11 protein-coding genes are annotated in these 11573 nt (G+C 63.4%); 7 read left to right on the plus strand and 4 right to left on the minus strand.

The window, feature by feature from the left end; translation table 11 throughout:
* Positions 1 to 56: 56 nt before the first annotated feature.
* Positions 57 to 3155 (minus strand): efflux RND transporter permease subunit, encoded by a 3099-nt coding sequence (locus tag V3C40_RS05040; RefSeq protein ID WP_331776735.1) that lies wholly within the window; start codon positions 3153 to 3155, stop codon positions 57 to 59.
* Positions 3152 to 4315, minus strand: coding sequence for an efflux RND transporter periplasmic adaptor subunit (locus V3C40_RS05045; RefSeq protein WP_081368049.1), 1164 nt, complete (start codon positions 4313 to 4315; stop codon positions 3152 to 3154). Before V3C40_RS05045 ends, V3C40_RS05040 begins: the two co-directional genes overlap by 4 nt.
* A 288-nt stretch (positions 4316 to 4603) precedes the next feature.
* On the opposite strand from V3C40_RS05045, the gene hpnC reads away from it, so the two are divergent.
* From hpnC to V3C40_RS05075, 6 genes are all read left to right on the plus strand, one after another.
* Positions 4604 to 5485, plus strand: coding sequence for a squalene synthase HpnC (gene hpnC, locus V3C40_RS05050; protein WP_034751023.1), 882 nt, complete (start codon positions 4604 to 4606; stop codon positions 5483 to 5485).
* A 46-nt stretch (positions 5486 to 5531) separates the two neighbouring features.
* Positions 5532 to 6365 carry a presqualene diphosphate synthase HpnD gene (hpnD, locus tag V3C40_RS05055; protein WP_139092815.1) on the plus strand — a complete coding sequence of 278 codons (834 nt, stop codon included), beginning with the start codon at positions 5532 to 5534 and terminating at the stop codon, positions 6363 to 6365.
* Entirely contained in the window at positions 6358 to 7731 is a 1374-nt protein-coding gene (hpnE, locus tag V3C40_RS05060; RefSeq protein WP_331776736.1) for a hydroxysqualene dehydroxylase HpnE, read from the plus strand. Before hpnD ends, hpnE begins: the two co-directional genes overlap by 8 nt.
* A 124-nt stretch (positions 7732 to 7855) precedes the next feature.
* Positions 7856 to 8011 carry a hypothetical protein gene (locus V3C40_RS05065; protein ID WP_331776737.1) on the plus strand — a complete coding sequence of 52 codons (156 nt, stop codon included), beginning with the start codon at positions 7856 to 7858 and terminating at the stop codon, positions 8009 to 8011.
* A 28-nt stretch (positions 8012 to 8039) separates the two neighbouring features.
* A complete protein-coding gene (locus V3C40_RS05070) occupies positions 8040 to 8828 on the plus strand; it encodes a DUF1700 domain-containing protein (protein ID WP_331776738.1) in 789 nt (262 codons plus the stop codon).
* A 10-nt stretch (positions 8829 to 8838) separates the two neighbouring features.
* Complete coding sequence (locus V3C40_RS05075) at positions 8839 to 9645, plus strand: head GIN domain-containing protein (RefSeq protein ID WP_331776739.1); 807 nt, start codon at positions 8839 to 8841, stop codon at positions 9643 to 9645.
* On the opposite strand, the gene V3C40_RS05080 is transcribed toward V3C40_RS05075, so the two are convergent.
* A complete protein-coding gene (locus V3C40_RS05080; RefSeq protein ID WP_331776740.1) occupies positions 9632 to 10888 on the minus strand; it encodes a TIGR03862 family flavoprotein in 1257 nt (418 codons plus the stop codon). The two genes, V3C40_RS05075 and V3C40_RS05080, sit on opposite strands and share 14 nt — an antisense overlap.
* Before the next feature lie 152 nt (positions 10889 to 11040).
* Here V3C40_RS05080 and V3C40_RS05085 point away from each other — a divergent pair, with 152 nt between their 5' ends.
* A complete protein-coding gene (locus V3C40_RS05085) occupies positions 11041 to 11274 on the plus strand; it encodes a hypothetical protein (RefSeq protein WP_034751041.1) in 234 nt (77 codons plus the stop codon).
* Between the two features lie 41 nt (positions 11275 to 11315).
* Here the strand turns inward: V3C40_RS05085 and moaD are convergent, their stop codons facing one another.
* A complete protein-coding gene (moaD, locus tag V3C40_RS05090) occupies positions 11316 to 11570 on the minus strand; it encodes a molybdopterin converting factor subunit 1 (protein ID WP_034751044.1) in 255 nt (84 codons plus the stop codon).
* Positions 11571 to 11573: the final 3 nt, after the last annotated feature.

Consider the following 11573-nt stretch of genomic DNA (forward strand, 5'->3'; position numbering starts at 1 on the left):
ACTGGATTTCCCAGAGGAATGCCGCCTTTTTTATGCCAGCACCCTGGCGCTGGCGCCTAGCCTTCTTTTGCGCTCACCGGCTCTGGCCTCTTGACCCGGAACCAGGCCGCATACAGGGCCGGCAGGAACAGTAAAGTCAAGGCCGTCGCCAGGATCAGGCCGCCCATGATGGCCACGGCCATCGGCCCCCAGAACACGGAGCGCGACAGCGGGATCATGGCCAGCGCCGCGGCGGCGGCCGTCAGCACGATGGGGCGGCAGCGGCGCACGGCCGAATCAATGATGGCGTCCCACGGGGCGGAGCCATCCTGGATGTCTTGCTCGATCTGGTCGACGAGGATCACGGAGTTGCGGATGATCATGCCGAACAGCGCGATGATACCCAGGTTGGCCACGAAACCAAGTGGCCGGCCCAGCGCCAGCAAGGCAAACGCGGCGCCCGCCACACCCAGCGGTCCCGTCAGGAAAACGAGCAGGGAACGCGAGAAACTGTGCAGCTGCAACATCAGCAAGGTGAAGATGATGAAGATGGCCAGCGGCAGGTTCGCCGAGATCGACGCTTCCGCCTCGCCGCTGTCGGCCGCCACGCCTTTCACCACGATGCGGTAGCCGGACGGCAACTTGGCGCGCAAGGCGTCCAGCTGCGGCGCCAGCTGTGTCGACACGGTCGCGCCCTGGATGCCATCGATCACGTCCGACTGCACGGTGATGGCCCATGCGCGCTTGTCGCGCCAGACGACACCCGGCTCCCACACGAAATGCGCACGGGCCAGCTGCGAAATGGGCACGGACTTGCCCGTCGCCGTCGGGATATTCGTGTCATTCAACACGGAAATCGTCGCCCGCTCTTCCAGAGGCTGGCGCACCTGGATGTCGATCAGCTTGTTGTCCTCGCGGAACTGGCCGATGACGGTGCCCGACAGGATCGTATTGGCCGCCTGCATCACCGTTTTCGAGGTGACGCCCAGCGCGCGCATCTTGTCCTGGTCCAGGTCCAGGCGCAGCACTTTCACCGACTCATTCCAGTTGTCATTCACGCCCAGGGTGTTCGGATTGGCGCGCATGATGTCCTTGACCTGGTCGGCGATGGCCCGCACACCCGCCACTTCCGGCCCCATGACGCGGAATTGCACGGGATACGGCACCGGCGGCCCATTCGGCAACAGCTTGACCCGGCCCCGCACTTCCGGGAAATCCTTCTTGAAGACGTCGACGATTTGCTGGCGCAAGCGTTCGCGGTCCGCCAGGCTCTTCGGCAAGACCACCACTTGCGACACATTGGTCTGCGGGAATATCTGGTCCAGCGGCAAATAGAAGCGGGGGCTGCCCGTGCCGACATAGCTGGTCACGCTTTCCACGCCATCGAGCTTGCCCACAAACGCTTCGAACTTCTTCACCTGCTTTTCATTCGCGGCAAACGTCGTGCCCTCGGGCGACCACAGTTCCACCATCAGTTCGGGACGGCTGGAATCGGGGAAGAATTGCTTTTCGATAAAGTTGAAACCGTAAATACCGAGCGCAAAGATGGCCAGGGTGGCGGCAATCGTCGTCTTGCGCCATTCCACGCACCAGGTGACGGCACGGCGGAAGCGGCGGAAGTTTGGCGTGTCGAACAATTCATGGTCGTTATGCGCGTGCGGTTTGACTTTCAGCAAGATGTAGCCGATGTACGGCGTAAACACCACGGCCACCACCCACGAAATGATCAGGGCCAGCGCATTGACGGAGAACAAGGAAAACGTGTATTCGCCGGCGGCCGACTTGGCCAGGCCGATGGGCAAGAAGCCCGCCACCGTGATCAGCGTGCCCGTCAGCATGGGCATGGCCGTCGACGTGTAGGCGAACGTGGCCGCGTCGAAACGCGACATGCCCTCTTCCATCTTGCGCACCATCATCTCGACGGCAATGATGGCGTCATCGACCAGCAAGCCTAGCGCGATGATCAGGGCGCCCAGTGAAATCTTGTGCAAATCGATGTCGAGCAGGCGCATGAACAGGAAGGTGACGGCCAGCACCAGCGGGATGGTCAGCGCCACCACCAGGCCCGGCCGCACGTCGATGCGCAGCGGCTTCGTGTGCAAGCCCAGCGCGACGAAGCTGACGGCCAGCACGATCAGAATGGCTTCGATCAGGGTATGCACGAACTCGCCAACGGAAGCGGACACGGCTTCCGGCTGGTTCGACACGCGCTGCAATTCTATGCCGACCGGCAATTCACTCTTCATGCGCGTGACGGTGGCCTGCAAGGCCTTGCCCATGTCGATGATGTTGCCGCCCTTTTCCATCGACACGCCCAGGCCGATCACTTCCTTGCCATTGAAACGCATCTTGTCCTTCGGCGGATCGACAAATTCGCGTTTCACCGTGGCAAAGTCGCCGAGGCGGAAGGTGGTACCGTTGGCGCGCAGTTCCAGGTTTTCCAGGTCCTTGACGGTCACCATGGCGCCCGTCACGCGCACTTGCAGATTATCGGTCGGCGTCACCAGCACGCCCGTGGCGTTGATGCTGTTTTGCGCGGACAGTTGCTGCACGATGGCGTCGAAAGGAATGCCCAGCTGGGCAAATTTCTTGTGCGAGAAGATGATATTGATCTTTTCATCCTGCACGCCGAACAGTTCCACCTTCGATACCTGCCCCACGGCCAGCAGCTCCTGGCGCACCTTGTCCGCGTAATCCTTCATTTCCGCGTAGGTAAAACCGTCGCCGGACAGGGCGAAGATGGAGCCGTACGTGTCGCCGAACTCGTCATTGAAGAACGGGCCCACGACGCCGGACGGCAACGTGCCCTGGATGTCGCCGATCTTCTTGCGCACCTGGTACCAGGCGGCCGCCGTTTCCTTGGGCGGCGCCGATTCGCGCAACTCCAGCAAAATCAGGGTTTCGCCCGGCTTCGAATAACTGGTGATTTCGTCGATGTACGGCGTTTCCTGCAGTTTCTTTTCCAGCTTGTCCGTCACCTGCTCGGCCATCTGCAAGGCCGTGGCGCCGGGCCAGTACGCTTGCAAGACCATGGCGCGGAAGGTGAACGGGGGATCCTCATCCTGGCCCAGGCTGGCATAGCTGAGCATGCCGCCGATCAGCAGCACGGCCATCAGGTAGCGCGTCAGCGGGATGTGTTCGAGCGCCCAGCGCGACAGATTGAAGCCGCCCTTCATTTGGCCGCACCCACGGTGACGGCGGCAGCGGCGGCAGCCGGCTTGCTGGCCACGTCGGCGCCGAGGATGGTCACTTTCTGGCCCGGCTTGAGCAGGTTGACGCCGGCCGTGACCACCGTCTGACCCGCTTTCACGCCCGACGCCAGCAGCAACTCATTGCCGGCCACGCCGCCCACCGTCACCGGCACGAGCTTCACGGCGCCGTTTTCCACCACCCACACGGAACTTTGCGATTTTTCATTGAACAGGGCCGTCAACGGCACCTTGATCTGCGGCGTGGCCGTCTGCGAGGCGAACTGCACCACGGCCGTCATGCCCAGGCGCACTTGCGGCGCGTCCGGGATGCTGACCTTGGCAATATAGGTGCGCGTGGCGGCATCGGCCACGGGCGACACTTCGCGGATCTTGCCCGGCAGCGCCTGCTTCGGATCGGCCCACAGGCGCACGACCACATCCTTGACGCCACGCAAAGTCTCGACCTTGTCTTCCGGAATGCCGATCACGACTTCCTTCTCGCCGCTCCTGGCCACTTGCACGACAGGCGCGCCGGGCGCCACCACCTGCCCCACTTCAGCCTCGATGCGCGTGACGACGCCATCGACGTCGGCCAGCAGGCTGGCATAGCCGGACTGGTTGGCCTGACCACGGTACAGTGCCTGGGCCGCTTCCACGTTCGCCTGGGCCGCCTTGTAGGTGGCATCCTTGCCATCGAGCACGGCCTGGCTGACGAAATTTTTCTCGCGCAAATCCTGGTAGCGTTTCAATTCCGCGCGCGCCAGGTCGCGGCTCGTTTCCGCGCTGACCAGCGAAGCCTTGGCCTGCGCCTGCGAAAGCTGCAAGTCGACGGGATCGAGCTGCATCAGCACTTGCCCCTTCTTGACGGTAGCGCCCACGTCGACCTTGCGCGCGACGATCTTGCCGCCCACGCGGAAACCCAGCTGCGACACGACGCGGGGCACGACCTCGCCCGACAGCTCGGCACTGACGTCAACATTACTGCTAGACAACACGATCGCGCGCACGGGGCGCACGTCTTCCACTTTGACGGCAGGCTTGGAACAGGCCGCCAGAGTCAGCGCGAGGGCCGCGGCGGCAGTCAGCCGCAGGGCAGGAAGTGCGGATGCGCCGGTCTCGCGGCGCAGGGTTTTCAGGGCAAACAAGGTATTTTCCTTTACTATGCGGGCTGCAATATTTTTATGCGGAGAAACTTTTTGCCTGCCCTTTGGGCCAAGACAAACTTTTTCGCACGCGATATCCTTAAATTTGTGACAATATCAGTTTGGTCGTGACGGGGAGTATTCTTCGCCTACTGACTTTCTGGTTATTAATTATAATCGTGCGTAAAAGTTTTTAGTGACTTTTGCGTCATTAATCTTGAGACGTACAACGTCCGGCCACACTCGAGCATTTGGGGTGCCGGACAAACGCAAGACTAGAGAAGTGTGTTCATGCCTGTAGACCATTACGAAAATTTTCCTGTTGCATCATTTTTACTGCCGCGCCGCCTGGTGCCCGCCGTCGAAGCCATCTATGCCTTCGCCCGCAGCGCCGACGACCTGGCCGATGAAGGCGACGCCACGCCGGCCGAACGCCTCGTGGCCCTGCACGCCTATGAAGAGGCGCTGGGCCGCATCGACCGCCACGAAGGCCACGCCGGCGAGAACGCCGCCATGTTCGAACGCCTGGCCGCCGTCATTGCCAAACACCAGTTGCCGCTGAAGCCGTTTTACGATCTGTTGTCCGCCTTCAAGCAGGATGTGGAAACGACGCGCTACGCGAGCTACGACGACCTGCTCGATTACTGCGCCCGCTCCGCCAACCCCGTGGGGCTGCTGATGCTGCACCTGTACGGTGCGGCCGATGAACAGAATGTACGCGATTCCGATGCCATATGTTCAGCTTTGCAACTAATTAATTTCTTGCAAGACGTCGCCATCGACCAGCAAAAAGAGCGCATCTACCTGCCGATGGAAGACTTGAGCCGCTTTGCCGTCTCCGCCGCCGCCTTCGAGCGGCCCGAGGCGCACGGCAAGTGGAGCGCCCTGATGCGCTTCGAAGTGACCCGCGCGCGCGCGCTGATGCTGTCCGGCGCGCCGCTGGCCCTGCGTTTGCGCGGGCGCATCGGCTGGGAACTGCGCCTGGTGGTGCAAGGGGGCTTGCGCATTCTCGAGTGCATCGAAGCCGTCAATTACGACGTGTTCCGGCGCCGCCCCAAGCTGGAGAAACGCGACTGGCTGATCATTTTCTGGCGCGCCCTGCGCATGTCGCGCAAAAGCTTGCATCAAGAGACACAAGTAAAAACGGCTTTTCCCCCGTCGCCCACTCTGTAAGACGATAGAATAGCGGCTTCGATCTGCAACCCTTGCTCTTTTGACTATGTCTCCCGACGAATACTGCCAACAAAAAGCCGCCCAGAGCGGCTCCAGCTTCTACTACAGCTTCCTGTTCCTGCCGGCCGAGCGCCGCAAGGCCATCACGGCCCTGTACGCGTTCTGCCGCGAAGTCGATGACACGGTTGACGAATGCACGGACGAAGCCGTGGCACGCACCAAGCTGGTCTGGTGGCGCAAGGAAGTCAAGGCCATGTACGAGGGCAACCCCACGCATCCCGTGATGCGCGCGCTGCAGCCGCACCTGGACATCTATAAACTGGAAGAAAAGCATTTACAGGCCATCATCGACGGCATGGAAATGGACTTGAACCAGACCCGCTACCTCGATTACCAGGCCATGAGCCGCTATTGCTGGCATGTGGCCAGCGTGGTCGGTATCTTGTCGGCCAGCATCTTCGGCGCGACCCGCCCGGAAACACTGCTGTACGCGGAAAAGCTCGGCCATGCTTTCCAGCTGACCAACATCATCCGCGACGTGGGCGAAGATGCGCGCAAGGGGCGCATCTATTTGCCGATCAGCGAATTGCAGCAGTTCAATGTCACGGCCGCCGACCTGCTGAATGCGCGCCACAGCGAAAACTTTGAAAACCTCATGCGTTTCCAGGTGGCGCGCGCGCAAAAGGCCTACGACGAGGCATTCGCGCTCTTGCCTGCCGAGGACCGCCGCGCCCAGCGCCCGGGCCTGATCATGGCCGCCATCTACCGTACCCTGCTCAATGAAGTCGAGCGCGACGGCTACCATGTGCTGAAACAGCGCATTTCGCTCACGCCGATCCGCAAACTGTGGCTGGCCTGGAAAACCTGGGTTCGTGGCTGATCAGGCCGTGAAGCAACGCTACGCCGTCATCGGCGCCGGCTGGGCCGGCTGCGCGGCAGCCATGGAACTGGCGCGCGCCGGTCATTCGGTGACCGTGTTCGAGGCGGCGCGCACCCTGGGCGGACGCGCGCGCCGCGTCGAGCGAGAAAATACGCTACTCGACAACGGCCAGCACATCCTGCTAGGCGCGTACACGGAAACCTTGCGCCTGATCAAGCTGGCGGGGCAAGACCCTGGCGAACTGATCCTCACCTTGCCCCTGCAGATGCGCTATCCGGCGGACTCGGGCGGCATGGATTTCATCGCGCCGCGCCTGCCCGCGCCGCTGCACCTGGCGTGGGCCCTGCTGCGCGCGAAGGGATTATTGCGTGCCGACAAGCTGGCCCTGATGCGTTTTTCCACGGCCATGCGCTGGATGGGCTGGCAGCTATATAACGATTGCACGGTCAGCGAGTTGCTGCAGCGCTTCGACCAGACGGAGCGCCTGAACCGGCTGATGTGGCATCCCTTATGCCTGGCCGCACTCAACACGCCGCCCGAGCGCGCCTCGGCCCGCGTCTTCATCAACGTGCTGCGCGACAGCCTGGGCGCATCGCGCCGCCGCGCATCCGACATGCTGATCCCGAAAGCGGATTTGAGTACCCTGTTGCCCGACGCGGCCGCCCGCTATGTCGAACGGCATGGCGGCGCAGTGCGCACGGGCGCCAAGGTCGACGCCTTGCAGGCGCTGCCCGATGGCCGCTGGCAGCTCGATGAGACCGGCACTTACGACGGTGTCATCATCGCCACCTCGTCCGTGCAGGCCATCAGCCTGCTGCAGGGCTTGCAGGACGCCCGCCTCGACGAGGCTATTGGCCGCATGCAAGCTTTCACGCCGGAAGCCATCAGCACCTGCTACCTGCAATACGACGCCTCGGTGCGCCTGGACTTGCCGTTCTACGCCCTCGTCGATACGCCGGGGCAACAGCACTGGGGCCAGTTCGTCTTCGACCGGGGCCAGCTCGACAGCGAGCAGGCGGGCTTGCTGGCCGTCGTCGTCAGCGCGTCAAGCGCTGCCGCCGAGCAAGGCCATGGCCCGCTGGCGCAAGCGATCGCGACGCAGCTGGCGCAGGTGCTGCAGCGCCCGGAACTGGCGCAACCTGCCTGGACCCAGCTGATCACGGAAAAGCGCGCCACGTTTGCCTGCAAGCCGGAGCTTGCCCGCCCCGGCAACGCCAGCGGCGTGCCGGGCTTGCTGCTGGCTGGCGACTACACGGCCAATGATGACCGGACGCAAGATTATCCGGCCACCATCGAGGCGGCCGTACGCAGCGGCGTGGCGGCGGCCAAAGCCGTCACCACGGGCAAGGCGGCAAAACAGCCTTGACGGTGCATCCTGCCCTGGTGTCGCTCGCCCCCGCGAAATTGCAGTCTGTCGCACCGCGCTGGTGCGCTCGCGTGCGCTTGGGTACAGTCTGATCATCGACAACGGCCATGCCACGGGGAATACCATGCACACCACCTTGCACTTGAAAAACAGCTTGAAAGCCGTGGCGCTGCTCGCTTGTGTGGCACTGGCCACCTTGACCGTCGTCAGCGGACAGCAGGCATCCCATGCGCCATTGCTGCTGAGCCAGGCAAGCATGCTGCTGCCGGCAATGGGCTGAAGCGGCAAAGCGGACTGACAGGAAGAATATGATGAACAAGCAAGATTATCTCGACGCCCTGCGGCGCGCGCTGGAAGGCCTGCCACCGGACCTGGCGGCCAAGACCCTCGATTATTACGAACAGACCTTCATCGAAGGCGCCGCGGCCGGCCGCAGCGAGCAGGAAGTCGCCGACGACCTGGGCGACCCGAAAAAGATCGCCCTCACCTTGCGCAGCAGCACCCACCGCCAGGCTTTCGAACAGAAGAAGACCCCCGTCAACCTGCTGCGCCTGCTCGTCTCGCTCGTGGGCCTGGCCATCTTCAACCTGTTCATGGTCGTGCCTGCCGCCGTGTACGCAGCCCTGCTGGCCGCCCTGTATGCCGCCGGCCTGAGCTTTTACCTGGCCGGCATCGCCATCACGGCCAGTGGCTTGTCCGGCGCTAACGAACTGGTGCTCGACGGCCCGCTGCGCCACGTCTTCATCCATGACGATGACGGCGGCGAAGGCGGCGAACGGCGCGAAACGCGCATCACCATCGGCGACACGGGCATCGAAGTCGATCACCTGCCCGGCCCCGTCAAAGCGGAGTCCGAGCCCCAGGCACCGGGCGCGTCATCGCGCGTGATGGAGCGGGCCGAAGCGCTGGCCGGCGGCGGCATCCGCATCTCCACGGACATGGACCGCGATGCGCGCACCACGCAAACCGTCTTCGGCGTGGGCATGCTGCTCGGCGGCATCGCCATCTTCCTGCTCAGTCTGGTGGTCACGCGCTATACCTTGATCGGTATCAAGCGCTATGTCGCCATGAATGTCTCCCTGCTCAAAGGTCACTAGAAAGGCTGCCATGAAACGCTTGCTCAAAGTTGGCCTGTCCATGCTCTTGCTGGCACTGGTCCTGATCGCCATGTCGTATGCGGCGCTGCGCGCCAAGGGTATCAGCAATCCCAGCAGCGCCGCCGGCCGCGCCGTGCGCAGCGAAACGCGCCCGGTTGCCGCCAATATCAACAGCATCGACCTGGCCGGCCCCATAGACCTGGTGCTGCGCCGCGGCGCCACGCCATCGCTGAAAGTGAGCGGCGAGCAGCGTTTGCTGTCGAACGTCGACACGACGGCCGATGGCACGACCCTGCATATCGGCCCGAAAGGCATGCTGTTCCACCATCGCCAGCCGCTGCAGGTGGAACTGGTGCTGCCAACCCTCGTGCGCGTGGAAGTGCACGGCAATGGCGACAGCAAGATCACGGGATTTTCCGGCGACAGTTTTATCCTGGAATTGACGGGATCGGGCGACGTCAGCTTCACGGGACGCTACAAGCAGGTGCAAGCGACCGTCAACGGCAGCGGCGACCTCGACATCAATGCCGGCAACAGCGACAGCGTGGTGCTGGAAATGGTGGGTTCCGGGCGCATCGCCGCCAGCGGCAACACGAAATTCCTCCGTGCCGACCTGAGCGGATCAGGCGATATCGATGCAGAGCACCTGGCCGCCGACAAGGCCAGCGTCAGCCTGCAAGGCTCGGGCACGAGCACCGTCTTCGTGCGCGACGCCGCCAACCTGACCCTGCGCGGCAGCGGCGACATTAACGTCCACGGCAACCCGCGCCAGCGCGAGACGCAAAAGAGCGGCTCAGGCGATATCACTTGGCATTAACCTTCTCTTCCAGCCACGCCACCGCCTGCTCGCCGGCCGCCTTGCCTTGCGCCAGGCAGGCCGTCAGCAGGTAGCCGCCCGTCGGCGCTTCCCAGTCCAGCATTTCCCCCGCCACGAAGACGCCCGGCATGGCGCGCAGCATGCTGCCGTCGATGCCGTCGAACACCACGCCGCCGGCGCTGCTGATGGCTTCATCGATGGGACGCGGGCGTACGAGTGTCACGGGCAGCAGCTTGATGGCGGCAGCCAGCTTCGCTTCGTCGGCAAAGTCGGCCGCGCTCAGGCATTCGCGCAGCAAGCCCGATTTCACGCCCTTGATGCCCAGGCGGCTATTCAGGTGGCTGGACATGGAACGGGCGCCACGGGGGCGCGTCACTTCCTCGAACACGCGTTCATGGCTGTGGTCGGGCGCCAGGTCGAGCCAGATGGTGGCGCTGCCGTCGCGTGCGATCTGCTCGCGCAGCGCGGCCGACAGCGCATAAATCAGGCTGCCTTCCACGCCCCCCGCCGTGATGACGAACTGCCCCTGGCGCTTGATCCGCAAGCCGTCGATGTCATGCGCCGTGATGGCCACGGTCGTCAGCGGTTCGCCCGCATGGCGGCTGCTGAAATGCGCGCTCCAGTCCACGTCGAAGCCGCAATTGGCCGGTACCAAAGGCGTCACGGCCACACCCTGCCCTTGCAGCAGCGGCACCCAGGCGCCATCGGAACCGAGCCGCGCCCAGCTGCCGCCACCGAGCGCCAGGATCACGGCGTCGAAGGCGCGCAAACGTTCGCCGTCCGGGGTGGCAAACGCCAGCTGGCCATCCTCATCTTGCCAGCCCGTCCAGCGGTGGCGCATGTGAAATTGCACGCCCGCTTCGCGCAGGCGGTGCAGCCAGGCGCGCAGCAGGGGCGCCGCCTTCATGTCCGTCGGGAAGACGCGGTTCGAGGAGCCGACAAAGGTTTCCACGCCCAGGCTGTGCACCCAGTCGCGCACCTTTTGCGGGCCGAACTGGTCCAGCGCAGGCTTCACCCGGTGCGCCTGCCTGCCGTAGCGCGAGACGAAGGGCTGGTAGCCTTCTGCATGCGTGATGTTCATGCCGCCGCGCCCCGCCAGCAGGAATTTGCGGCCGACGGACGGCATGGCGTCGAACAGTTCCACCCTGGCTCCCAGGCCGGACGCAGCCTGGGCGGCCATCAGGCCGGCGGGGCCGCCGCCGATGACGGCGATGTGAAACGGAGGGGAACTGGAGTTGGTCATGGCAAGCTGGAAGACGGTGAAAACCCCGGCATTTTAGTCGAGATAAGGCCGGTGGATGGCGAGAATGCCGAAAAATGATGCATACTGCGCGGACATGCCGCAACGATCGGCTTTGACTTCACGAGACAACGAGACGACAAGAGGAGAAACACATGGGCGCAGGATTCTGGATTTCCCGCTATTTGCTGGCCAGTTCGATCTTATTCATCATCCTGACGGTGGTCGAGTACAGCAAGGGCACGCCCAGCCAGGCCGATATCCTCAGCGCGCTGGCCTGGTCGCTGGTGGCCTCGGCCATCTTCATCGGCTCGAAATACTGGCGCTACCGGAAAGCCGTCGCCTGCGCCACGTGCAGCGGGGACAAACCAAAAACCAAGTCGCGATAAAAAATGGCCGCATCAGCGGCCATTTTCTTGAGTCAGTATTCTTAACCGCCCGTCACGGGCGGGAAAAACGCCACCTCGTCGCCATCACCGATCAAGGTGTCGGCATCGCACATCACCTGGTTGTGGGCCATGCGCAGCGCGCGGCCTTGCGCCAGCGCGTATTCCCAGTTGCCGCCGCGGGCGATCAGCAGCGCTCTCACCGCACCCACCGCCAGCGGCTCGGCTACTTCCAGCACTTCATGGCCGGTGCCCACCAGCTCACGCACGCTGGCAAAAAACCGCAGATTGATCTTCATCGA

The sequence above is a fragment of the Janthinobacterium sp. LS2A genome (genome assembly GCF_036543145.1).
Lineage (GTDB): Bacteria > Pseudomonadota > Gammaproteobacteria > Burkholderiales > Burkholderiaceae_D > Janthinobacterium > Janthinobacterium aestuarii.

Excerpts from the sequence above, each read along its gene's own strand:
- hpnC (WP_034751023.1), top strand. The coding sequence starts at position 4,604 with ATGCCTGTAGACCATTACGAAAATTTTCCTGTTGCATCATTTTTACTG.
- V3C40_RS05040 (WP_331776735.1), bottom strand. The coding sequence starts at position 3,155 with ATGAAGGGCGGCTTCAATCTGTCGCGCTGGGCGCTCGAACACATCCCG.
- hpnD (WP_139092815.1), top strand. The coding sequence starts at position 5,532 with ATGTCTCCCGACGAATACTGCCAACAAAAAGCCGCCCAGAGCGGCTCC.
- V3C40_RS05080 (WP_331776740.1), bottom strand. The coding sequence starts at position 10,888 with ATGACCAACTCCAGTTCCCCTCCGTTTCACATCGCCGTCATCGGCGGC.
- V3C40_RS05085 (WP_034751041.1), top strand. The coding sequence starts at position 11,041 with ATGGGCGCAGGATTCTGGATTTCCCGCTATTTGCTGGCCAGTTCGATC.
- V3C40_RS05075 (WP_331776739.1), top strand. The coding sequence starts at position 8,839 with ATGAAACGCTTGCTCAAAGTTGGCCTGTCCATGCTCTTGCTGGCACTG.
- V3C40_RS05070 (WP_331776738.1), top strand. The coding sequence starts at position 8,040 with ATGATGAACAAGCAAGATTATCTCGACGCCCTGCGGCGCGCGCTGGAA.
- V3C40_RS05065 (WP_331776737.1), top strand. The coding sequence starts at position 7,856 with ATGCACACCACCTTGCACTTGAAAAACAGCTTGAAAGCCGTGGCGCTG.
- moaD (WP_034751044.1), bottom strand. The coding sequence starts at position 11,570 with ATGAAGATCAATCTGCGGTTTTTTGCCAGCGTGCGTGAGCTGGTGGGC.